22 protein-coding genes are annotated in these 21,459 nt (G+C 71.2%); 7 read left to right on the forward strand and 15 right to left on the reverse strand.

The genetic code is table 11. The annotated features are described in order from the left end of the window. The first annotated feature begins 7 nt into the window (after positions 1-7). Both KVT44_RS30980 and KVT44_RS30985 read left to right on the forward strand, forming a co-directional pair. Entirely contained in the window at positions 8-1,303 is a 1,296-nt protein-coding gene (locus KVT44_RS30980) for an amidohydrolase family protein (RefSeq protein WP_217570285.1), read from the forward strand. After that, positions 1,300-2,028, forward strand: a complete 729-nt coding sequence (locus KVT44_RS30985; RefSeq protein ID WP_217570287.1) for an enoyl-CoA hydratase-related protein — start codon at positions 1,300-1,302, stop codon at positions 2,026-2,028. Before KVT44_RS30980 ends, KVT44_RS30985 begins: the two co-directional genes overlap by 4 nt. Before the next feature lie 71 nt (positions 2,029-2,099). Here the strand turns inward: KVT44_RS30985 and KVT44_RS30990 are convergent, their stop codons facing one another. After that, positions 2,100-3,137, reverse strand: coding sequence for an enoyl-CoA hydratase/isomerase family protein (locus tag KVT44_RS30990; protein WP_217570289.1), 1,038 nt, complete (start codon positions 3,135-3,137; stop codon positions 2,100-2,102). Positions 3,138-3,238: 101 nt separating this feature from the next. On the opposite strand from KVT44_RS30990, the gene KVT44_RS30995 reads away from it, so the two are divergent. Next, complete coding sequence (locus KVT44_RS30995) at positions 3,239-4,219, forward strand: CoA transferase (RefSeq protein ID WP_217570291.1); 981 nt, start codon at positions 3,239-3,241, stop codon at positions 4,217-4,219. 1 nt (position 4,220) lies between these two features. Then, on the forward strand, positions 4,221-5,480 hold the full coding sequence (locus tag KVT44_RS31000) for an amidohydrolase family protein (RefSeq protein ID WP_217570293.1): 1,260 nt from the start codon (positions 4,221-4,223) through the stop codon (positions 5,478-5,480). A gap of 11 nt (positions 5,481-5,491) precedes the next feature. On the opposite strand, the gene KVT44_RS31005 is transcribed toward KVT44_RS31000, so the two are convergent. The 13 genes from KVT44_RS31005 to KVT44_RS31065 all read right to left on the reverse strand — a co-directional run bounded on the left by KVT44_RS31005 (position 5,492) and on the right by KVT44_RS31065 (position 18,735). Next, positions 5,492-6,262: an SDR family NAD(P)-dependent oxidoreductase gene (locus tag KVT44_RS31005; protein ID WP_217570295.1), complete on the reverse strand. Its 771-nt coding sequence runs from the start codon at positions 6,260-6,262 to the stop codon at positions 5,492-5,494. 5 nt (positions 6,263-6,267) lie between these two features. Then, positions 6,268-7,416, reverse strand: coding sequence for an acyl-CoA dehydrogenase family protein (locus KVT44_RS31010; protein WP_217570297.1), 1,149 nt, complete (start codon positions 7,414-7,416; stop codon positions 6,268-6,270). Between the two features lie 20 nt (positions 7,417-7,436). Then, the gene (locus tag KVT44_RS31015; RefSeq protein ID WP_217570299.1) at positions 7,437-8,594 is read right to left on the reverse strand and encodes a thiolase family protein; all 1,158 of its coding nucleotides are present in this window, start codon (positions 8,592-8,594) and stop codon (positions 7,437-7,439) included. Next, entirely contained in the window at positions 8,579-9,415 is an 837-nt protein-coding gene (locus KVT44_RS31020; protein WP_308314160.1) for an enoyl-CoA hydratase-related protein, read from the reverse strand. Before KVT44_RS31020 ends, KVT44_RS31015 begins: the two co-directional genes overlap by 16 nt. Beyond that, complete coding sequence (locus KVT44_RS31025; protein WP_308314161.1) at positions 9,412-10,614, reverse strand: CaiB/BaiF CoA-transferase family protein; 1,203 nt, start codon at positions 10,612-10,614, stop codon at positions 9,412-9,414. The genes KVT44_RS31020 and KVT44_RS31025 overlap by 4 nt, the downstream gene beginning before the upstream one ends. Next, a complete protein-coding gene (locus tag KVT44_RS31030) occupies positions 10,604-12,163 on the reverse strand; it encodes a FadD3 family acyl-CoA ligase (RefSeq protein WP_308314162.1) in 1,560 nt (519 codons plus the stop codon). The genes KVT44_RS31025 and KVT44_RS31030 overlap by 11 nt, the downstream gene beginning before the upstream one ends. Before the next feature lie 78 nt (positions 12,164-12,241). After that, the gene (locus KVT44_RS31035) at positions 12,242-13,411 is read right to left on the reverse strand and encodes an acyl-CoA dehydrogenase family protein (protein WP_217570305.1); all 1,170 of its coding nucleotides are present in this window, start codon (positions 13,409-13,411) and stop codon (positions 12,242-12,244) included. Then, positions 13,408-14,388, reverse strand: coding sequence for an acyl-CoA dehydrogenase family protein (locus tag KVT44_RS31040; protein ID WP_217570307.1), 981 nt, complete (start codon positions 14,386-14,388; stop codon positions 13,408-13,410). The genes KVT44_RS31035 and KVT44_RS31040 overlap by 4 nt, the downstream gene beginning before the upstream one ends. 2 nt (positions 14,389-14,390) lie before the next feature. Next, the gene (locus KVT44_RS31045; RefSeq protein ID WP_217570309.1) at positions 14,391-15,197 is read right to left on the reverse strand and encodes an enoyl-CoA hydratase/isomerase family protein; all 807 of its coding nucleotides are present in this window, start codon (positions 15,195-15,197) and stop codon (positions 14,391-14,393) included. Between the two features lie 107 nt (positions 15,198-15,304). After that, the gene (locus tag KVT44_RS31050; protein ID WP_217570311.1) at positions 15,305-16,063 is read right to left on the reverse strand and encodes a FadR/GntR family transcriptional regulator; all 759 of its coding nucleotides are present in this window, start codon (positions 16,061-16,063) and stop codon (positions 15,305-15,307) included. 90 nt (positions 16,064-16,153) lie between these two features. Then, positions 16,154-16,921 carry an SDR family NAD(P)-dependent oxidoreductase gene (locus KVT44_RS31055; protein ID WP_217570313.1) on the reverse strand — a complete coding sequence of 256 codons (768 nt, stop codon included), beginning with the start codon at positions 16,919-16,921 and terminating at the stop codon, positions 16,154-16,156. Continuing rightward, complete coding sequence (locus KVT44_RS31060) at positions 16,921-18,087, reverse strand: acyl-CoA dehydrogenase family protein (protein ID WP_217570316.1); 1,167 nt, start codon at positions 18,085-18,087, stop codon at positions 16,921-16,923. Before KVT44_RS31060 ends, KVT44_RS31055 begins: the two co-directional genes overlap by 1 nt. Before the next feature lie 105 nt (positions 18,088-18,192). Continuing rightward, positions 18,193-18,735: a hypothetical protein gene (locus tag KVT44_RS31065; RefSeq protein WP_099924703.1), complete on the reverse strand. Its 543-nt coding sequence runs from the start codon at positions 18,733-18,735 to the stop codon at positions 18,193-18,195. A 139-nt stretch (positions 18,736-18,874) separates the two neighbouring features. On the opposite strand from KVT44_RS31065, the gene KVT44_RS31070 reads away from it, so the two are divergent. Together KVT44_RS31070 and KVT44_RS31075 are read left to right on the forward strand one after the other, a co-directional pair. Then, complete coding sequence (locus tag KVT44_RS31070; protein ID WP_217570318.1) at positions 18,875-19,447, forward strand: YbhB/YbcL family Raf kinase inhibitor-like protein; 573 nt, start codon at positions 18,875-18,877, stop codon at positions 19,445-19,447. A gap of 253 nt (positions 19,448-19,700) precedes the next feature. Further along, entirely contained in the window at positions 19,701-20,351 is a 651-nt protein-coding gene (locus KVT44_RS31075) for a DUF4360 domain-containing protein (protein ID WP_190173822.1), read from the forward strand. 137 nt (positions 20,352-20,488) lie between these two features. Here the strand turns inward: KVT44_RS31075 and KVT44_RS31080 are convergent, their stop codons facing one another. Beyond that, a complete protein-coding gene (locus tag KVT44_RS31080) occupies positions 20,489-20,695 on the reverse strand; it encodes a hypothetical protein (protein ID WP_075029382.1) in 207 nt (68 codons plus the stop codon). Positions 20,696-20,891: 196 nt separating this feature from the next. Here KVT44_RS31080 and KVT44_RS31085 point away from each other — a divergent pair, with 196 nt between their 5' ends. Then, positions 20,892-21,125, forward strand: a complete 234-nt coding sequence (locus tag KVT44_RS31085; RefSeq protein ID WP_054235275.1) for a chaplin — start codon at positions 20,892-20,894, stop codon at positions 21,123-21,125. The last annotated feature ends 334 nt before the right edge of the window (positions 21,126-21,459 follow it).

The following is a 21,459-nucleotide window of genomic DNA, read 5'->3' on the forward strand; positions in this document are numbered from 1 at the left end:
ACCCGTCATGGATCGAGACGATCTCATCCTCATCAGCGTCGACGACCACATCATCGAACCCCCCGACATGTTCGTGAACCACCTCCCCGAGCGGTACAAGGACGACGCGCCCCAACTGGTCCACCAGGACGACGGCACCGACACCTGGACGTTCCGGGAGACGGTGATCCGCACCGCCGCGCTCAACGCGGTGGCCGGCCGGCCCAAGGAGGAGTACGGCCTCGAACCGCAGGCCCTGGACGAGATCCGCCCCGGTTGCTACGACGTGAACGAGCGCGTCGCCGACATGAACGCGGGCGGCATCCTCGCCCAGATGAACTTCCCGTCCTTCCCGGGGTTCGCGGCCAGGCTGTTCGCCACGGAGGACGCCGACTTCTCGCTCGCGCTGGTACGGGCCTACAACGACTGGCACATCGACGAATGGTGCGGGGCGCATCCCGGGCGGTTCATCCCGATGGCGATCCCGGTCATCTGGGATGCCGAACTGTGTGCGGCGGAGGTCCGCCGGGTGGCCGCCAAGGGCTGCCACTCGCTGACGTTCACCGAGAACCCCGCGGTGCTCGGGTATCCGAGCTTCCACGACCCCTACTGGAACCCGCTCTGGCGGGCGCTGTCCGACACCGGCACCGTCCTGTCGGTGCACATCGGCTCCTCGGGCAAGCTGGCGATCCCGGCGGTCGACTCGCCGCCCGACGTCATGATCACCCTGCAGCCGATGAACATCGTCTCGGCCGCCGCCGACCTGCTGTGGTCCCAGCCGGTCAAGGACTTCCCCGATCTGAAGATCGCCCTGTCGGAGGGCGGGACGGGCTGGATCCCGTACTTCCTGGAGCGGGTGGACCGCACCTTCGAGATGCACGCGGCCTGGACCCTCCAGGACTTCGGCGGGAAGCTGCCGTCGGAGGTCTTCCGGGAGCACTTCCTCACCTGCTTCATCAGTGACCCGATGGGGGTGAAACTCCGTCACGAGATAGGTATCGACAACATCGCCTGGGAGTGCGACTACCCGCACAGCGACTCGATGTGGCCGGAGGCGCCCGAGGAACTCATGGGCGTGATGGAGCGCTTCGACGTGTCCGACTCGGACATCGACAAGATGACCCACGAGAACGCCATGCGCTGGTACTCCTTCGATCCCTTCACCCATGTCCCGCGTGAGCAGGCCACGGTGGGGGCGCTGCGCAAGCGGGCCGAGGGCCACGACGTGTCCATCCAGTCGCGCAGCCACCGTCTGATCGAACCCGCCGAGAAGCTGGAGGCGTACCGCTCCCGGGCGCGCGCGGCGACGGGCGCCGCCCGATGAGCGACCTGGTCCTGACCGAACGGGTCGACAACGTCCTCGTCGCCACCCTGAACCGGCCCGAGGCCCGCAACGCCCTGAGTCCGGAGCTGATCGACGACCTGTCGGACGTACTGCGGGAGGCGGACGCCGATCCGAGGGTCCGGGCGATCGTCCTGACGGGCGCCGGAACCGTGTTCTGCGCGGGCATGGACCTCAAGGCGTTCGCGAAGGGCGGCGGCAAGTTCGACGGCCTGGTGTGGTTCTTCCGGGACGGCATCGGCACCCCCGTGATCGCGGCGCTGAACGGCTCCGCGCTCGGCGGCGGCTTCGAGATGGTGCTGGCCTGCGACCTGGTCGTCGCGGCCGAGGACGCCAAGCTCGGGATCGCCGAGGTCAAGCGGGGCCTGTTCGCGGCAGGGGGCGGTACGACGCTCGCCGACCGGGTGCCGCTGGCGGTCGCCCTGGAGATGGGCCTGACCGGCGATCCGGTCACGGCCGCGCGGGCCGAGCGGGCCGGCCTGGTGAACCGTGCCGTCCCCGCCGACCGGGTACGGGAGGAGGCGCTCGCCCTGGCCGGGCGGATCGCCGCCAACGGTCCGCTGGGCGTCGCCATGACCAAGAAGCTGATAAGGGAACGCCGTTGGGCCGAACCGGACGAGGTCATGTCGGTGTTCCGCAGCAAGGACGCGGCGGAGGGCGCCCGCGCCTTCGCGGAGCGCAGGACGCCGGTGTGGAACGGCAGCTGACGCGCGGCGTTCCCCGACGGCCGTCGTACGGTGCCCACGTGACCCGCTGACCGCCGTGCCGCGCGGTGGGTTCAGCGCCCGGCCGCCGTCGCGTCGGACGAGGAGGGGGCGTCCGACGCCGTGGCGGACGGGGCACCGGTGGCCGTGGCGGGTGGCGAGGGGACGCCCGCCGCGGTGGCCTCGCCGATCTCGTCGACCAGGCCCCAGCCGAGCGCCTCCGCCGCGCTCAATGTGTCGCCCGACAGGGCGAGATACGCGGTGCGCTCCCGGCCGATCCGGACCGGGAGACTCGCCGTGCCGCCCGCGCCCGGGATCAGCCCCATCCCGACCTCCGGCAACCGGATCACCGTGTCCGGCGCGGCCAGCACCCGCTCCGCGAACGCCGCCAGTTCGATCCCGGCGCCGACACAGGCGCCGTGCAGATGCGCGGTCACCCGGGGACCGCACTCCTGGAGCAGCGCGGCCGGACTGCGCCGCACCCGCAGCAGGTGGGCCTGGGCCGGATCACGGGACGTCCCGAACTCCGCCAGGTCACCTCCGCTGCAGAACGCGGCACCGTTCCCGTACAGGTCGACGTGCGTGATCGACGGATCCGCCACTGCGACGTGCAGCGCCTCGCACAGGGCGTCCCGGGTCCCGGCGTCGAACGCGTTGCGTACCCACGGCCGGTCGAAGGTGATGGCGAGCCGGTCGCCGTCACGACACAGCCGTACGGGCTCGGCGGCCGGACGTGGAGTGCGCGGGCGCGCCGAGGCCAGCCAGGCACGGAAGCCCGCGCCGCTCTGGAGCACCGAGTAGGCGAGGGATTCGAGTACCAGCCGCTCGGGCGGAGTGACGTGCCCGCCCATGCGCAGCACTTGCGTCAGCGCGACGGAGGCGGCCGGCTGCGCCGCGACGACCGCCGCGAGGCGCTGGGTGACGGCGTCCAGGTCCGCGCACCCCACCCACGGTCGCGGGGGATCGGCGACACCGGTGAGCAGGATGTGGAACTCCGGGCTCGCGTCGACCGGTTCCGCCGCCACACCGACGAGAACCCGATCCTTCGCGTCGGCCCGCACCGGCGCCTCCCGGTCGAGGTCGACCAGGTGGAAGGGCGAGTCCAAGGTCATGTCGTTCCCCTCCCCAACCGGCGGCGACTGGAGTGTAATGGGAGATCGCCACGGCCGAGAAGGGGGTTCATGAATTGGAGAACGATACTCTCCGGAGCTGGATGGAACCCGTCGAGCCGTTCCTCGGCCCCCTCCACGACGTGGCGAAGGCCTTCACCGGCCTCACCGGCGTGCCCGTGGACCTACCGAACGCCCTCTTCCTCCGTGCCCGCCTCACCGGCCTCCCCCTCCCCGGCAGGGTCTCGGCCGGCGGCTCCTGCCACCTCCTCGAGACCGCCGACGGCTGGGCCGCCGTGAACCTGGCCCGCCCCGACGACCTGGCCGCCGTGCCCGCTCTCGTCGCGTTGCTCGGGGGAGCCGGGACGGAGGAACCGTACGAGGCCGCGCGCCGTGCCGCGGCGGCCGACGTCGCGGCGCACGCGCAACTGCTCGGGATCGCGGCCGCCGCCCACGGTTCGGCCCGCGGCACCCGCGCTCCCGTACGCGCCGAGCGAGGCGGGGCGGCGAGCCCACGGGGCCCGGCCGGGCTGCGGATAGTCGACTTCTCGGCCCTGTGGGCGGGCCCCCTGTGCGCCCGGCTGCTGGGGGCGGCGGGCGCGAGGGTCGTGAAGGTGGAGAGCACCACCAGACCGGACGGCGCGCGCAGGGGATCGCCCGCCTTCTACCGCTGGCTGCACGACGGACACGAGAGCCTGGTGCTCGACTTCGCCTCCGGCGCGCCGGCCGAGGTCGTCGCCGAGGCGGACGTCGTCATCGAGGCGTCACGCCCGAGGGCACTGCGCCGACTCGGCATCCACGCCGAGGAGTTCCTCGCGGCCCGCCCAGGCCGTGTGTGGCTGAGCATCACCGGCTACGGGCGCGACGAGGACCGTATCGCCTTCGGTGACGACGCGGCGGTCGCTGGCGGCCTCACCGGCCTCGACCGCGCCGGCGACCCCGTCTTTCTGGGCGACGCGCTCGCCGACCCCGTCACCGGCGTCTTCGCCGCCCATGCCGTCGCCCGCTCGCTGGCCGACGGCGGAGGCGAGTTGCTCAGTCTCTCCATGGCCGCCTGTGCCGCCGCCCTCACCGGCAGCCGTTGACGTGCTGATCACGGACGTGGAGGTCGAGGGGTACGGCAGGGTGGACGTGCGCCTCGGAGGAGGACGGGTCGTCGGGATCGGCCGACGGCGGGCGGGGCGCGGCGATGTAGACGGCCGGGGCGGCGCGCTGCTGGTCGGCCTGCACGACCACCACGTACACCTGGCGGCACTGGCGGCCGAGGCCGCGTCGGTGCGGGTCGGTCCGGCGGAGGCGGGCGACAGGGACGGACTGGTGGCGGCTCTGCGGAGCGGGCCCCCGGGGGAGTGGGTGCGGGCCGTCGGCTACCACGAGAGCGTCGCGGGGGAGCTCGACCGACGGGTGCTCGACGGGTTCGCGCCCGATCGGCCGGTGCGGGTCCAGCATCGCAGCGGGGCCTTGTGGGTGTGGAACAGCGCCGCGTTGCGGGCCGCCGGGCTGGACGGCGAGGGTGACGGGCGGTTCTGGAGGCAGGACGAGCGGTTGCGCGGGTTCACTCCGCCCGTACGGCTGGATCTGCGCGGCGTGGGAGCCCGCGCCGCGGCGTACGGGATCACCGGGTTCACCAACGCGGATCCGCATCCGGGCCAGGGCCTGCCGGAGTTGCTGTCGGTACTGCCGCAGCGGCTCGTCGTGATGGGGATCGGCGACGCGCCGGCGAAGTTCCTGCTCGACGACGCGACCCTGCCCACGCCGGGTGAGCTGGCGGCATCCGTGGCGGCCGTGCGGCCCCGCCCGGTGGCCGTGCACTGCGTGACCCGGGTGCAGTTGCTCGTGACCCTGCTCGCCCTGGAGGAGGCCGGGCCGGTCGCGGGCGACCGGATCGAGCACGGGTCGGTGATCCCGGCCGAGACGATGCCCTGGCTCGCGCGGCTCGGCGTGACGGTCGTGACGCAACCGCACTTTCCCGAGGAGCGGGGACGGGAGTACGCGACCGATGTGGACCCGGACGACCAGGCCCACCTGTACCGCTGCCGGTCCCTGGCCGAGGCGGGGATTCCGCTCGCCGCCGGGACCGACGCGCCGTACGGGAGTGCCGACCCCTGGGCGGTGATGCGGGCGGCCGTCGAGCGCTCCGGCGGGGAGGCGGTGGCCCGGCGCGCGGCGCTTGACCTGTTCGCGGGAGAGCCCCAACACCCCTCCCGAGTGCGGCGGTTGACGGTCGGCTCGATCGCCGATCTGTGCCTCCTCCACGTACCGCTGAAAGAAGCCCTCGACCTCATGTCGGCCGACGTCGTACGCGCGACGTTCGTCGGCGGCCGGCGGATCACGCCGCCGGAGTGAGGAACCGGGGGCTACACGCTGTACCCGCCGTCCACCCCCAGCGCCTGCCCGGTGATGAAACCGGCCCGGTCCGAGGCCAGGAACGCCACCGCCTCCGCGATGTCCTTCGCCTCGCCGAAACGGCGCAGCGGGATGTTGCGCCGGGTGATGTCCAGGGCCGCCGTGTCGAGTTCGCCTGAGCTGATCAGACGGGCGGCGATGCCGTCGGTCAGCATGCCGGGGCCGACGCAGTTCACGCGGACGCCGTAGCGGCCCTCCTCGGCGGCCAGCGCCCGTGCCACCGCCTCGACCGCCCCCTTCGTGCCCGACGACAGCCCGTCGCGCACGGGGAACCGGCGGGTGGCCACGGTGGTGACGGCGACGATGGAGCCCCGGGTCTCCCGCAGCAGGGGCAGCGCGGGATGGACGAGGTTGAAGAACGCCACCGCGTCCGCGTCCAGTTGGGCCCGGTACTGACTCGGCGTCACCTTGCTGAGGTGCACCATCGGCACATGCGGGCCCGCCGCGTACACCAGCGTGTGCAGGCCCCCGAAGGCGTCGGACGCCTCGGCGACGGCCTCCGCCGTGGCCCGCTCGTCGCCCAGGTCGAGGCGCAGGGCGAGGACTTGGCGTCCGTACGCCTTCACCTCGGCGGCTAGGGCGTCGGCCCCGGCCTGGCTGGTGCGGTACGTGAACGCCACGTCGCTGCCGCGCTCGGCCAGCATGCGCACGACGGCCGCGCCGATGCCGCCGGTGCCGCCCGCGACGAACGCGACACCGGTCCTGCTGGAGAAGTCCGCCATGCTGCTCACAGTCCCAGGGATTTGGCGATGATGACCTTCATGACCTCGCTCGTGCCGGCGTAGATACGGGTGATGCGCGCATCCGCGTACAGCCGGGCGATGGGGTGCTCCAGGATGTACCCGTACCCCCCGAAGAGTTGCAGACAGCGGTCGACCGCGCGTGCCTGCATCTCCGTGCAGAACAGTTTGACCTTGGCCGCGTCCGCGCCGGAGAGTTCGCCGTCGACGAGCTCGCGCACCGCCCGGTCGAGCATCATCTGCGCGGCCTCGATCTCGGCCGCCACCGCGGCGAGTTCGAACTTCGTGTTCTGGAAGGAGGCGACCGGAGTCCCGAACACCTGCCGCTCCTTGACGTATTCGAGGGTCGTCTCGAGTGCCGCCTTCGCCTGCGCGACCGAGCCGACCGCCACCGTCATCCGCTCCTGGGGAAGGTTGTGGCCGAGGTAGCCGAAGGCCGCGCCCTCCTCGCCGAGCCGGTTGGCGACCGGGACCCGCACCTCGTCGAAGGACAACTCCACGGTGTCCTGCACCTTGATGCCCATCTTGTCGAGCACCCGCCCGCGCGCGAACCCGGGCATGCCGTCCTCCACGACCAACAGGGTCAGGCCCGCCCGCCGGTCGCCGGGATCGGTCGACGTGCGCGCCACCACGATCACCAGGTCGGCGAGGAGACCGCCCGTGATGAACGTCTTGGCCCCGTTGAGGACGTACGTGTCCCCGTCGCGTACGGCGGTGGTGCGGATGCCCGCGAGATCGGAGCCCGTGCCCGGTTCGGTCATGGCGACGGCGGTCAGGAGCCGGCCCGCCGCGAGGCCGGGGAACCAGCGCTCACGCTGGTCCTCGTCGGTGTACGCGAGGAAGTACGGGAGGACGACGTCGAGTTGGGTGCGTACCGTGCCGAGCGTGACCAGGGCGCGGGCCGCCTCCTCCTGGAGCACGACGTTGTAGCGGTAGTCGTGCAGGCCCGCTCCGCCGTACGCCTCGGGTACCGACATGCCCAGCACTCCGAGTGAGCCGAGCTTCTCGAAGAGCTCGCGCGGCAGCCGGCCCGCGTGCTCCCACTCCGTGTAGTGGGGGACCACCTCCTTGGCCACGAACTCCCGGACGAGCTGCCGGAACGCCTCGTGGTCGGCGGTGAAGAGTTCTCGGCGCACGACGTCCTCCGTGAGGGTGCTCAGGATGCGGGGGATACGAGCTCTACGAGGGTCGCGTTGGCGGTGCCGCCGCCCTCGCACATGGTCTGCAGGCCGTAGCGGATCCCGTGGTCCCGCATGTGGTGGACCATGCGGGTCATCAGCACGGCCCCCGACGCGCCGAGCGGATGGCCGAGCGCGATCGCGCCGCCCAGCGGATTGAGCAGCGCGGGGTCCGCGCCGGTCTCGGCGAGCCAGGCCAGGGGTACGGGCGCGAAGGCCTCGTTCACCTCGAAGACGCCGACCTCCGGCAGGCCCACGCCCGCCTTCCGCAGCACCTTCTCGGTCGCGGGGATCGGACCGGTGAGCATGAGCACCGGGTCGGAGCCGGTGACCACACCCGCGCGGTAGCGCACCAGCGGTGTGAGCCCCAGCTCGCGCGCCCTCTGCGGCGTCGTCACCAGCAGCGCCGCCGCCCCGTCGGAGATCTGGGAGGCGTTGCCCGCGTGGATCACACCGTCCTCGGTGAACGCCGGCCTGAGCTTGGCGAGGGTCTCGACGCTCGTACCGCGCCGGATGCCCTCGTCGAGGGTCACGATCGTCGCCCCCTCGGGCGACACGGCGGTGATCTGGGCCTCGAAGGCACCGGCGTCCTGCGCCGCCGCGGCCCGCTCGTGCGACAGCGCCGAGAACGCGTCGAGCCGCTCCCGTGCGAAGCCCCACTTCTGCGCGATCTTCTCGGCGGAGACGCCCTGGTTGAAGGAGAAGTCCTGGTAGCGGGTGAGGACCTGGGGCCCGTACGGCATTCCGGTGGAGCGCGCGGCGCCGAGCGGCACCCGGCTCATCACCTCGACCCCGCCCGCCACGACGACGTCCTGCTGGCCGGACATGACCGCCTGCGCGGCGAAGTCCAGCGCCTGCTGACTGGATCCGCAGGCCCGGTTGACCGTGGTCCCCGGGATGCTCTCGGGCCAGCCCGCGGCCAGCACCGCATAGCGTCCGATATTGCTCGACTGGTCCCCGACCTGGGAGACACAGCCCCAGATCACGTCGTCGACGACCTCCGGATCGATCCCCGTCCGCTCGACGAGCGCGCCCAGGACGACCGCGGAGAGGTCGGCGGCGTGCATGCCCGACAGCCCGCCGTTGCGCTTGCCGACGGCGGTACGGACCGCCTCCACGATCACTGCTTCCCGCATGTCGACCCTTCCGGTCGGTGAGATGGCCTCGAACCCGCTACCGCCCAACGGCCCGTGAAGACCGGCGCACGCTTCTCCTTGAACGCGGAGTACGCCTCCGGGACGTCCGCCGTCGCGAAGTTGACCGCCTGGGCCCGCGCCTCGTTCGCGAGCGCGTCCCGCAGTGTGCGGTCGGCGCCCTCGTTCAGCAGCGCCTTGTTCTGGGCGAGGGCCACCGGGGCGCCCGCCACCAGACGCGCGCCGAGGCGCGCCACGAAGTCGTCGATCTCCTCCGCGCGCACCACCCACGTCACCAGGTTCAGCGACCGCGCCTCCTCGGCGTCGATCGTCTCGGCGAGCAGCGCGAGCCGTTTGGCCTGCTGCAGACCCACGAGCCTCGGCAACAGCCAGGATCCCCCGCAGTCGAGGGACAGCCCGCGCCGCGCGAAGATCTGCGAGAACCTCGACTCCGGAGTGGCGACCACCAGATCGCACCCGAGCGCCAGATTCCAGCCCGCGCCGACCGCCACCCCGCTGACCCTGGCGACGGTCGGGACGGGCAACTCGTGCAGCAGCAGGGTCACTTCGCTCAGGGTGCGCATCCGGTACATGGGGTGCGCGGCACTGAGTCCCCCCGAGATGTCCGCGCCGGAGCAGAACGCGCCGCCCGCCCCGGTCAGCACGAGTGCCCGTACGGACCGATCGTTCCCCGCGTCCGTGAGTGCGTCCCGCAGGGCGCGCCACAACTCCTCGTCGATCGCGTTCCTGCGGTGCGGACGGTTCAACGTCAGCGTCCGTACGCCGCCCGAGTCGTCGCAGAGCAGCACCGGCTCCTCGCTCACAGCGACTCCCCCTCGGCGCCGATCCCCAGCTCGGCGAGGACGGCCGCGGTGTGTTCGCCGAGGGCCGGGATCGGCCCCATCGGCTGCTCGTAGCCGGAGATGACCGGCGGCGGCAGCAGCGCGGGTACCGGACCGCCCGGCGTGTCGATCTCGCGCCAGCGGTCGCGGGCCGTCAGATGCGGGTGCGCGACGACGTCGCTCGGGGTGTTGTAGCGGGAGTTCCCTATCCCCGCGGCATCCGCACGGTCCTGGACGTGGGCCAGGTCATGACGCGCGCACCAGGCGCCGATCTCCGCGTCGAGGACCTCACTGTGCGCGACCCGGCCGGAGTTGCTCCGGAAGCGCTCGTCGTCCGCCAGGTCCGGGCGGCCGATCAGCTCACGCGCGAGCCGCTGCCACTCGCCGTCGTTGGTGGTGCCGAGGACGACGGTGTGACCGTCGGCCGTGGGATAGGCCCCGTACGGCGCCACCGCGGGCGAGCCCATGCCCTTCGGCTCCTGGTCCACGCCCGTGTGCCGGGTGTAGGTCAGCGAATAGCCCATCAACTCCGTCATGGTGTCGAACAGGCTGACCGCGGCGGAGGTGGGCCCCTGCACCCGGCCGCGCTCCTTCCCGCAGAGCAGCGCCATGATCGACAGGGCGGCGTACAGACCGGTGCTCACATCGGCCATCGGCGGTCCCGCCTTGGCCGGCGCGCCCGGTCGGCCCGTGGTCGCGCACGCCCCCGACTCGGCCTGGACCAGCAGGTCGTAGGCGCGCTTGTGGGAGAGCGGCCCGCCGGGCCCGTACCCGTCGATCTCCACCGCGATGAGCCCGGGATGGCTCACGGCCAGGTCGGCCGGGGCGATGCCGAGTTTCGCGGTCGCCCCGGGCGCGAGGTTGGAGACCAGGACGTCGGCGCGGTCGAGCAGCCGGCGCAGCACCGCCATCCCGGCCGGGGACTTGAGGTCCAGGGCCACCGACTCCTTCCCCCGGTTGAGCCAGACGAAGTGGGCCGCGAGGCCGCCCACCACGTCGTCGTAGTGCCGGGCGAAGTCGCCGCCCCGGGGGTTCTCCACCTTGATCACCCGCGCCCCGAAGTCACCCAGCGTGCGGGTGCACATGGGAGCCGACACCGCCTGCTCCAGGGTCACCACGGTGATGCCCGCGAGGGGACCGGCCGAGCCGTGTCCTGGTGCGTCCACGCGATCAGTTGCCACTCGGCTTGCTCCAATCGCGCCGCAGCCCGTCCTTGAGCACCTTCTGGCCGGCATTGCGCGGCAGCGCGTCGACGAACCGGACATGCCGGGGGACCTTGAAGTTGGCCATGTTCTCGCGTGCCCACGCGACGACGTCGGCCTCGGTCAGCCGGTGGCCCGGTCTCACGACGAGGAAGGCGCAGCCGACCTCACCGAGACGCTCGTCAGGCACTCCGATGACGGCGGCCTGCTCGATGGCCTCGTTCCCGAGCAGCAGCTTCTCGATCTCGGCCGGATAGGCGTTGAAACCGCCGACGATGTACAGGTCCTTCTTGCGGTCGACGATGGAGAGGTTTCCCCTCTCGTCGAGGCGCCCGACATCACCGGTGTGCAGCCAGCCCTCGGCGTCGACGGCCGCGGCGGTGGCGGTGGCCTCGGGGTCGTCCCAGTACCCGCGGGTGACGTTGTAGCCACGTACCAGGACTTCGCCGTCCTGCCCGGTGGGAACGGCCAGGCCCTGGTCGTCGACGATGCTCACCTCGACGTCCGGGATGGTCCGTCCCGTGGTCCGCGCGACCGTCTCCTCCGAGTCCCCGATCCGGGTGGTCGTCACCAACGCGGTCGACTCCGTCAGCCCGTACGCGCTCATCACGATGTCGAAGGACAGTTCCGACTTCATGGCGCGGATCAGCGATTCCGGAATGGTGGTGCCGCCCGTCATGGACACCCGCAGTGAGGAAAGGTCGGACGCGGAACGGTCCGGATGGTTGACCAGGTCCTGGAAAATGGTCGGAGGCCCCAGGAGAATGCTGACCCGTTCCCGGCCGATGATCTCGAGCGCCCGCCCCGCGTCGAAGGTGCGCATGGGGATGACCTTCACACCGTGGATCAGGGAAGCGAGCCACCCCGCCTTGTAACCGAAGCAGTGGAAGAACGGCGGGATGATCAGAAAGCTGTCGGAATGCGTGAACGTGTATTCCTCGGACATCCAGCCATAGGCGCGCAGGGACTGTCCATGGGTCAGCACGACGCCCTTGGGATGGCCGGTGGTGCCGGAGGTGAACATCACGTCGGACACGTCGTCCGGAGTCAGCCGGTCGATCAAGTCGTGGGCCGTGGACGACGAGTCGGCCTCTCCCGCGCGAAGGAAGTCCTCCCACGCGAGGTCCGCCGCCCCCTGCGGGCCGAGAATCGACACCGTCCTGCGCAACGCGGGCAGATCCGGATCGGCGTTCCTCAACCCGGCTATGTAGTCATGGCCGAGGAAGGACGAGGCGAAGACGGCCTTCGCTCCGGACTTGCGCAGAATGTAGGAGATCTCCTGTGCCTTGAACCTCGTGTTGAGCGGCACCACGATGCCCCCGGCGCCCTGGATGCCGAGCGCGGCCAGGATCCACTCGGCGGAGTTCGGAGCGCACAGACCGACACGGTCCCCCGGCTCGATCCCCAGCGCGACGGCGGCCTTCACGGCCCGGACCATGTGCTGCTCCACCTCACGGAAACTCCACCGGCGACTCTCGTCGACGAGGGCCGGCGCGTCCGCGAATTGCTTGGCGGCAACTCTGATCACATGGGGAATGCTCCGGTATTCGAGGTCGTATCGCACGGGTGAACTCCCATCGGACATGAAATCCCGCTGATCCAGGTCCTAGTTGCCGGACGGCAGACCCAGGACCCGTTTCGCGATGATGTTGCGCTGGATCTGCGACGTTCCGCCGTACACGGACGCGGCTCTGGAATAGAGGTAGTCCCCGAAGAGCTCGCTTTCCCCTGCTCGCTCCTCGCCTTCTTCTTCCTCGCCCCGGAGTTGTGCTTCGGGGAAGACTTTGAGCGCCGTCTCGTAGAGCCGCTGCTCGGCCCTGGTCATCAGCAGCTTGTCGATGGACGACTCCGGTCCTGCGAGCTGTCCGCCCAGCCGCTCGGCGGTGCGGCGCCGGGCGTGCGCCACCAGGACCTCGTAGTCCACGAAGCACCGGCCGATCTCGGACAGCAGCCCGTCAGGGAGGTCTGCCCGGCGTTCCCGGGCGGTGCGCCGCAGCCGTTCGACGAGCAGCCCGTACTTCGAGAGGTGGCCGGTGTCCAGGGCGTTGCGCTCGTACGACACCGTCGTCATGGCCAGCGGCCAGCCGTCGCCCTCGGCGCCGATGCGCTCGGAGCGGGCGACGCGTACGTCGTCGAGGAACAGCTCGCAGAACTCGTCGTCGCCGTTCGCCGCCCTCAGCGGCCGTACCGTCACTCCCGGCCGGTCCAGCGGCAGGGCGAACGCCGAGATCGACTGGTGCGCGGGCGCCGACCGGTCGGTCCTTGCGAGCAGCAGGCACAGACCCGAGTACTGCGCGTAGCTGGTCCAGAGCTTCTGCCCGCGTACGGTGTAGTGGTCCTCGTGCGGGGTCGCGACCGTGCTCATCCCCGCGAGGTCCGATCCGGCCCCCGGCTCGCTGAAGCCCTGACACCACACGTCGTCACCGGCGAGCATGCGCGGCAGCCAGCGCCGGCGCTGCTCCTCGGAGCCGAACTCCAGGAGCGCGTGGGCGAGATAGCCGATCCGGGGGACCCCGGGGGCGTGACAGGCGCCGAGTTCATCGCTGATGGCGACCTGGTGCAGCGCGCTCAGGCCCTGGCCGCCGTACTGGACGGGGACGTCGAGGCCCACCCAGCCGCCCGAGTACAGCAGGCGGTGCCACCGGTGGAGGAAGACCGGGACCGGCTCGTCCGGGAGGCGTTCGGGCAGCGGGTGGTCGGCCAGCCAGGCACGGAACCGACGGCGCAGCCGGTCGAGGTCCGCGGGGTCGCCGAAGTCCAGGGGCGTGTCGGTCATCGGGTCAGCTCCGGCTGGGCCAGCGTCGTCAGGAGATCGGCCGTCGTCGCCAGCGTCATGGCGCCCAGGCGGACCTTGCGGAGGTACAGGTGCGCGATGTGCTCCCAGGTCTGGGCGATACCGCCGAAGACCTGCATGCCCGTGTACACCGCGTTGAGGGCCGACGTGTTCACCTCGGCCTTGGCGACGCGCGCGGCCGTCAGGGCCCTCGCGGGCGACTCGTTGTCCAGGCACCACGCGGCGTACCGGGTGGCACTGGTGCAGGCCTCGACGAGGACCGTCGCGTCGGCGAGCAGATGCTGGACCGCCTGGAACGAGCCGACCGCCCGCCCGTACTGACGGCGCTCCCGGGCGTACTCCACGCTCAGCCGGACGAACGACCCGGCCGCGCCGACGAGTTCACTGCTCACCATGACGAGCGCGTAGGCCTGCCAGTGCCGGTACTCCTGTGCGTCGAGCCGGCCGAGGACCCGTGCGGGCGACTCGGACGACACCGAGCGGATACCGCGCAGGAGGTCGATGCCCGGTGCGGTCGCGCCGAGTTCGAGGGCGGTCACCGTTCCATCGGGTGTGACGCACAGCGCGCTGTCCGCTCCCTCGCAGTCCCAGGCGAGGAGTCGGGACGGGGAGGAGTCCGGGAAGCGTAGGTCGTGGGCGAGGGCGATCGTCGGTGTCGTGCCGTGGGGCGGGGGTTCGGCACGGTCGAGGAGCCGCAGCAGCTCGGGGGCGAGGAGCACGGTGCCGAGCAGGGAGGTGCTGAGGGGCTGCCGGCCGTGTTCCTCGGCGAGCAGGGCGCACTCCTGGACGGTGGCGGCGGGGGGTGAGGAGCGGCGCAGTTCGGCGAGACCCAGTTCGCCGAGCGCCTCCTGTGCGGCGGTGCGCGCGGTCGGCTTCACCTCGTCGGCCGAGCCGATCCGGAACCGTGCGGCGAACGTGCGGAACATGTCCCGCACGAGCAGGAACTCCTCGGCCTCCACCGTCAGTCCTCCTCGGCCTCGGTGACGGTCGGCCGTCGCCGGGCGCGGGACGCCAACTCCTCGACGATCCGGATGTGGTCCGGGCTGGTCATGGTCGCTCGCTCGGCCATCAGCGCCGCCTCCATGCCGCCCCGGGACACCTGCTCGACCACCACGGCGAGGGCCATCTTGGTGGCGCGCAGCGCCTCGGCCGGCTGGGCCGCCAGCCGCCGGGCCAGCGCGAGGGCCTCCTTCTGCAGGTCCTCGGGGGGAACGGTACGGTTCGCCAGGCCCAGTTCGACCGCCGTGGCGGCCGGAATGCGGTCGCCGGTGAAGAGGTACTCCTTCGCGCGGAGCAGGCTGGTGAGCAGGGGCCAGAGGGTCACCCCGCCGTCGCCCGCCACCAGGCCGACCGAGACATGGGGGTCGGCGAGGTAGGCGTCCTCCGCCATCAGGACCAGGTCGCAGCCCAGCGCCAGGCTGCAACCCAGCCCGACCGCGGGGCCGTTGACCGCCGCGACGACGGGCAGCGGGAAGCGGATCATCGCCGTCTGGATGCTGCGGTCGAGCCGGATCGACCGCTCGCGCAGCTCCGGATCGCTGTGGTGGCGCCGCAGGTGGTCGAAGTCGCCGCCCGCGCTGAACGCCCGGCCCGCGCCGGTGAGGACGACGGCCCGTGCGCCGGGATCGTCCGCCAACTCCCGCCAGACGTCGGCCAGTCGGCGGTGGAGCTCCTCGGACACGCCGTTCAGCCGCTCGGGCCTGTTGAGCGTGACGATACGGATGTCGCCGTCGGCCTCGACGGTGATGACGGAGCTGACCTCGCCCATGGGGACCCCATCTCCAGTGCCTCAGTCGCCCCAACCTCAGATGATATTAAAGGTCAGACCGAATGGTCGTCAATGATCCGGAGAGGCCCGCCTCGAGCTCGCGGCAGTCAGTCCTCCGTGGGCCCGGACAGCTCCACCTGGCCCCGCCGGTCCACCCGCGCGGCCGCGTCGGCGAAACCGCACACATGGCGCGACATGCGCCGCATCGCCGCCGGGCCGTCCTGGTCGCGGATGGCCTCGGTGATCTTGGCGTGGGCGCGGGCGGTGATCGAGCGGATCTCGGCGTCCATGAACTGTTCGAGGTTCGTGGCGGCGTAGATCGACTGCGAGAGCGCGCTCATGAACCCGATCAGGAGTTCGTTGTCGCTGGCCCTCGCCACCGCGCTGTGCCAGTCGATGTTCGCCCGCAGGAAGCGCGGGATGTCGTCCCCGGCCTCGACGAGATCCCGCTGGGCCGCGTCCAGTTCGGCGAGGTCGCGGTCGGTGCGGCGCACCGCCGCCAGCGCGGCGCACGTGGGCTCGATGGCCTCCCGCGTCTCGTGCAGCGCCTCCAGCCGGATCCGCTGCCCCCGGATGACCAACTGCACGGTACTGGCGAGCGATTCACGGCCGGGCCGGTGCACGAAGGCGCCGCCCCCGCGGCCCGGCCTGATCTGGAGCAGCTTCTCCACCTCGAGAATCCGCAGCGCCTCCCGTACCGTGGCGCGGCTCAGCCCCGTCTGCTCGACGAGTTGACGCTCCGGCGGCAGCGCCATGCCCTCGGTGAACTCGCCGGAGAGAATGCGCTCACGTACCTCCGACGCCAGGACGTCCGATGCCTTCGGAACCGTCAGGGCGTCGAAGCGCGGGTGAGACCTACCGGGCATGTACGTACTCCTGGGACCGATGCCACTGCTTTGGTTGAACCATTCAGCATAGTACGGATGCTCATGGCCACCACGAGCCGCGGCCGCGGGTCACATGACCATGCCGCCGTCGACGGGCAGCACCTGCCCGGTGACGAAGGAGGCGGCGTCCGAGGCGAGGAAGACGAAGCTTCCGGCGATCTCCTCGGGCTCGGCCCAGCGTCCCAGCGGGATCCGGGCGAGCATCGCGTCCGCGAACTTCTTGTCGGTGCGGATCGTCTCCGTCATCGGCGTCGCGGCCAGCGGCGCGAGCGCGTTGACCTTGATCTGCTTGCGTGCCAGTTCACGCGCCAGGGACTTCGTCAGGCCGATGATGCCCGCCTTGGCCGCGGAGTAGTTCACCTGGCCGAGGGTGCCGACGATGCCGGCCGACGAGGTGACGTTGATGATCCGCCCCGTGCCGTCGGTGGGCAGGTACGGCAGCGCGGCCTGGGCGCAGTGGAAGGCGCCCATCAGGTGGATGTCGACGATCCGGCGGAACGCCTCCTCCTGGAGGTTCTCGAACATGTCCGGCGCGATGACTCCGGCGTTGTTGACGAGGATGTGCAGCTTCCCGCCGGTCGGCGCCGCCGCCCGGGCCGCCGCCGCGTCGGCGGACGCGCGGTCCCGTACGTCCAGTACGGCACTGTCCGCCCGCTCGCCGGCCGCGGAGATCTTCTCGGCGACCGCCGCGGCCGCCGCCCCGTCGACGTCGGTGACGAGCACCGCCGCCCCGGCGTGCGCGAGCGCCTGGGCGACCGCGGAACCGATGCCCCCCGCGGCGCCGGTGACCAGGGCCGATCGTCCACTGAGATCGAACAGACCGGTGTTGTCGGCCATCAATAGCTCCTCGGCATTCCCAGAGTGTGCGATCCCAGATAGTTCAGGATCATTTCCTGACTGATCGGCGCGATCTTCATCAGACGGGCCTCGCGGAAGTAGCGGGCCACGTTGTATTCCTCGGAGTAGCCCATACCGCCGTGGGTCTGCAGGGCCCGGTCGGCGGCGGTGAATCCGGCGTCCGCGCAGAGGTACTTGGCGGTGTTCGCCTCACGCCCGCACGGCCGGCCGTTGTCGTAGAGCCAGGTGGCCTTGCGCAGGATCAGTTCGGCCGCGTCCAGCCGGGCGAGCGAGTCCGCGAGCGGGAACTGGATGGCCTGGTTCATGCCGATCGGCCTGCCGAACACCATGCGTTCGTTGCCGTAGCTCACGGCCTTCTCCAGCGCCACCCTGCCGATCCCGAGTGCCTCGGCGGCGATCAGCATGCGCTCCGGATTGAGTCCGTCGAGGAGGTAGCGGAACCCCTGGCCCTCCTCGCCCACCCGGTCCTCGACCGGGACGCGCAAGTCGTCGATGAACAACTCGTTCGAGGTCACGGCGTTGCGGCCCATCTTCGGGATGGGGCGGACGTCGATCCTGCCGCGGTCCAGGTCGGTGAGGAACAGCGTCATTCCGTCGGTCCGCTTGGCGACCTCGCCGACCTTCGTGGTGCGGGTCAGCAGCAGGATCTTCTCGGACTCCACGGCTTTGGAGATCCACACCTTGCGGCCGTTGACGACGTAGTGGTCGCCGTCCCGCCGGGCGAAGGTCGTGATGCTCGTCGTGTCCAGGCCGGCCTCCGGCTCGGTCACCCCGAAACAGACGTGGAGATCGCCGGTGGCGACACGGGGAAGCGTGCGCCGCTTGAGCTCCTCGGAGCCGTGCACCACCACGGGCTGCATTCCGAAGATCGACATGTGGATCGAGCTCGCGGCGTTCATCCCGCCGCCGGATCGCGCCACTTCCTCGAGCAGCAGCGTGGCCTCGGTGATGCCGAGACCGTGACCGCCGTACTCCTCCGGAATGGTGAGCCCCAGCCACCCGCCGTTCGCGACGGCGGCGTAGAACTCCTCGGGAAACCGGTGGTCCCGGTCCTTCTCCATCCAGTATCGGTCGTCGAAGTCGCGCAGGAGCCCGACGACTGCCTTGCGGATGGTTTCCTGATCTTCGGTCAGCTCAAAGTCCACGATGTCGGACCCCTCCGCAGCTTTGATATCTGCGAAACATAACAAAGGTCAGACCGTAAGTACAGTGCGGATGCGGCGGTCCTCTGTGAGCGTGTGCGACCTGTCCTAGCGGTCCGCGGCCGGGTTGCCCTCGACCCACTGGATGAGGAGCTGGCGTACGTACGGGTTGCCCTCCTGTGCGGAGTGCGCCAGGCGCTCCGCGCTCGCGCGTGCCGCCCGCCAGGCCACCGGGGTGTCCTCGGTGTGCGCGGTGTCGGCGGCGGCCAGCGCGTCGGCCGCCAGGCCCCGGAGATCCTCGGCGAGGTCGTCGTGCGCCGCGGCCCGGTACGCCTCCAGACGCAGCGCCGTCAGTTCCTCGGCGGTGGGCGCGGGCCGCGCCGGGGGCTGGGCGTAGCCGCTGACCGCTATCACCACGCAGAAGGTCGCCACGTCCCGGCGGCTCTCCCGCTGTCCCCGCGCGATGGCGGGCCCGAGCCAGGCGGCGGCCTTCCAGTGGGCCACGGTGGTGGCCGCGAGGAGGGAGACGGTGAGCGAGGTAAGAGGAATCCAGCCACCGAGGAAGTAGCCGATCGGGCCGAGCACGAGGAGGCAGGCCCCGCTGAGCATCCAGATGCGACGGCGGCCGATTCTGAGGTGTCGGGGCTCCATGCCCTTCAGTGTCGCAGGGGCGCGCAGGGAGCGGTGAGGCGGCGCGGGATTCACGAAGCGCGCCGCCCGGTGCCGGGGGAGCGGGGTCGGGCGGCCGGGTTGCCCACCCGGGCCGCACGCCGGCGCTAACGTGGCGGACATGCGCCGTGGGAACTGGCTCGGAACCGTCGTGACGGCAGCCGTGGTGGCCCTCACCGCGGGGTGCGGGGGTGCCTCGGGGCCACCCGCCGCGTCCGCGGCACCGACACCGGGCGCCTCGGGGGCGATCGCGGTGACGAGCCCGGCGTTCGGGGACGGCGGCACCGTCCCACGCCGTTTCACCTGCGACGGTGCGAACGTGTCCCCGCCGCTGCGTCTCTCCGGTGTGCCGGGTGGCGCGGCCGAGCTGGTCGTGCTGGCCGAGGACCCGGACGCCGCGTCCGGCACCTTCGTGCACTGGCTCATGTGGGGCGTCGACCCGCACGAGACGACGCTGGGTGCGGGCGCCGTCCCGAAGGGGGCCGTGCAGGGCCGCAACGGCTTCGGGCAGCGCCGCTACGGAGGTCCCTGCCCGCCCGCCGGCAAACCCCACCACTACGTCTTCTCGGTCCTCGCCGCCGACGAGAGGCTGCACCTTCCCGGGGACGCCACCGTCGACGCCGTACGGCGCGCGCTGGCCGGTCACACCGTGGGCTCCGGCACCCTCGTCGGGCGCTACGGGCGTACGGGCTGAATGGCCGGAGATCGCCCTGCCCAAGCGTGACGGGCGTACATACGATGCGGTCGATCCCGGCCTTCACAGCTCCTTCACAGGGCGGGGTCGCACAGACATGTGCTTGACATGTCCATGCTTCAACGAACCGCGCTTGATCCAACGCACTGGTCTGCGACGGCGCCGCACGTCCGCGTGAGGCGCCGCACCCCCCAATTCACGGCGGCACACGTTCCGTACCGCCGTAGACACCAACGCAACGGATTGGAGCACCATGGCTGGTGGGCTGCTTCTGGGTGGCGCGATAGCCGCCCTGTTCGCCACCGCACTACCGGGTCCGGACCCGTCCTCCGGGATCATCGACCCGCCCCCGGACAAGATCGTCATCAAGGTCGCCACCGTGAACGGCTCCGGCTGTCCGCAGGGAACCGCCGCCGTCGCGGTCTCCCCGGACAACACGGCCTTCACGGTCACCTACAGCGACTACCTCGCCCAGGTCGGAGGCAACTCCGACCCCACCGCCTTCCGCAAGAACTGTCAGCTCAACCTGATCGTCCACGTGCCGCAGGGCTTCACGTACGCCATCGCCAGCGCGGACTACCGCGGCTTCGCCGCACTCCAGTCGGGCGCGAGCAGCACCGAGAAGGCCTCGTACTACTTCCAGGGTTCGTCGAGCACGGCGGCCATCACCCACCCCTTCCGCGGCCCCTACAACGACAACTGGCAGTCCACGGACGTCACCGACTGGGCCCAACTGGTGTGGGCGCCCTGCGGTGTCCAGCGGAACTTCAACATCAACACCGAGCTGCGCGTCAACGCGGGCACGTCCACGCCCGGCAGCAGCAGTTTCATGACCATGGACTCCACGGACGGTGACATCAGCACCATCTACCACCTCGCCTGGAAGGAGTGCCCCGCCTCCTGACCTCCCGCTCCGTCCGCATGACCTTGACCGGCTCCGCCGCATCGGAGCCGGTCAAGTGGAGCCGGCGAACTGGGTGGCCGGGTAGTCGGGTAGTCGGGTAGTCGGGTAGTCGGGCGAGCTTCGGGTAGCCGGGCGAGCTAGGGAAGCAGTCGTTCGATGGCTGTGGGTCCGTCCTCCCGCAGCCTGCGCTCGGCCCAGGCGAGGTTCTTCGGACTGAGGTCGCGACCCGCGGCGAGCACCATGTCCTCGGCGGTCACGGGGCCTTCGGAGCCGGTGTGCAGCAGCGAGTCGGGGGTCGCCCTGTCGTCGGACGGTGAGGACGAATCGGGCTGGCTTGTTGGCATGATCTCTCCCTCTTCCACCTGACCTGTTCTCACGCTACGGGCATTCCGCACACCCCGCGCGACACGCCCCGTGCGGACGCTGTTCAGGGAGGGTTCGGGGTGCCCGCGCCCCATTCGGACGTACAACGATGTCGGTCGTCGGCCGCGGAGGTGATGGTGGAAGCACTCGCACCCCTGCGACTGATCGGAGCATGTAATGCGTATTCGTCTGATGGCTGCCGCCGGGCTGGCGGGCGTGGCCCTGCTGGCCACCGCCGGGACCGCCGCCGCCGACCCCACCCCGGTCGGTGTCGCCTCGAACAGTCCTGGTGTCCTGTCCGGCAACGTCATCCAGATCCCCCTCGACCTCGGCCTCAACCTCTGCGGCAACTCCCTCGACCTGCTGAGTCTGCTGAACCCGGCCACGGGGAACACCTGCACGAACAACTGAACCGGCTGACCGCCGAGCCGCGCCGGGCAGGTCTTCCCCTGCCCGGCGGACGGCCACCGTTTCCTGGCGGACGGCGATCGGCTTGGGCGGGTGGTCTTGTGCCCTGGCGGACGGCTACCAGTCATGGCGGATGGCCACCGGCTTCGGCGCACGGTCGTCGGTGATGGCGAACCGCTGCCGGATGCGCTGGTCGGCCATCGGTCCTGGCGGACGGCCACCGGCGTGGGCGCACGGTTGCCGGTCATCGGCGGACGGCTACCCGTTCTGGCGGACGGCTGCCGGTCCTGGCGGACGGTCGCCGTTTCCCGGCGGACGGCCACGTTTTCCTGGCGGA

The organism is Streptomyces sp. GbtcB7, assembly GCF_019091445.1.
GTDB classification, from domain to species: Bacteria; Actinomycetota; Actinomycetes; order Streptomycetales; family Streptomycetaceae; genus Streptomyces; species Streptomyces mirabilis.

Bases quoted from the DNA above. Each gene is read 5' to 3' on its own strand.
- KVT44_RS30980 (WP_217570285.1), top strand. From the start codon at position 8: ATGGATCGAGACGATCTCATCCTCATCAGCGTCGACGACCACATCATC.
- KVT44_RS30985 (WP_217570287.1), top strand. From the start codon at position 1,300: ATGAGCGACCTGGTCCTGACCGAACGGGTCGACAACGTCCTCGTCGCC.
- KVT44_RS30990 (WP_217570289.1), bottom strand. From the start codon at position 3,137: ATGACCTTGGACTCGCCCTTCCACCTGGTCGACCTCGACCGGGAGGCG.
- KVT44_RS30995 (WP_217570291.1), top strand. From the start codon at position 3,239: ATGGAACCCGTCGAGCCGTTCCTCGGCCCCCTCCACGACGTGGCGAAG.
- KVT44_RS31005 (WP_217570295.1), bottom strand. From the start codon at position 6,262: ATGGCGGACTTCTCCAGCAGGACCGGTGTCGCGTTCGTCGCGGGCGGC.
- KVT44_RS31015 (WP_217570299.1), bottom strand. From the start codon at position 8,594: ATGCGGGAAGCAGTGATCGTGGAGGCGGTCCGTACCGCCGTCGGCAAG.
- KVT44_RS31035 (WP_217570305.1), bottom strand. From the start codon at position 13,411: ATGACCGACACGCCCCTGGACTTCGGCGACCCCGCGGACCTCGACCGG.
- KVT44_RS31045 (WP_217570309.1), bottom strand. From the start codon at position 15,197: ATGGGCGAGGTCAGCTCCGTCATCACCGTCGAGGCCGACGGCGACATC.
- KVT44_RS31050 (WP_217570311.1), bottom strand. From the start codon at position 16,063: ATGCCCGGTAGGTCTCACCCGCGCTTCGACGCCCTGACGGTTCCGAAG.
- KVT44_RS31055 (WP_217570313.1), bottom strand. From the start codon at position 16,921: ATGGCCGACAACACCGGTCTGTTCGATCTCAGTGGACGATCGGCCCTG.
- KVT44_RS31065 (WP_099924703.1), bottom strand. From the start codon at position 18,735: ATGGAGCCCCGACACCTCAGAATCGGCCGCCGTCGCATCTGGATGCTC.
- KVT44_RS31070 (WP_217570318.1), top strand. From the start codon at position 18,875: ATGCGCCGTGGGAACTGGCTCGGAACCGTCGTGACGGCAGCCGTGGTG.
- KVT44_RS31075 (WP_190173822.1), top strand. From the start codon at position 19,701: ATGGCTGGTGGGCTGCTTCTGGGTGGCGCGATAGCCGCCCTGTTCGCC.
- KVT44_RS31080 (WP_075029382.1), bottom strand. From the start codon at position 20,695: ATGCCAACAAGCCAGCCCGATTCGTCCTCACCGTCCGACGACAGGGCG.
- KVT44_RS31085 (WP_054235275.1), top strand. From the start codon at position 20,892: ATGCGTATTCGTCTGATGGCTGCCGCCGGGCTGGCGGGCGTGGCCCTG.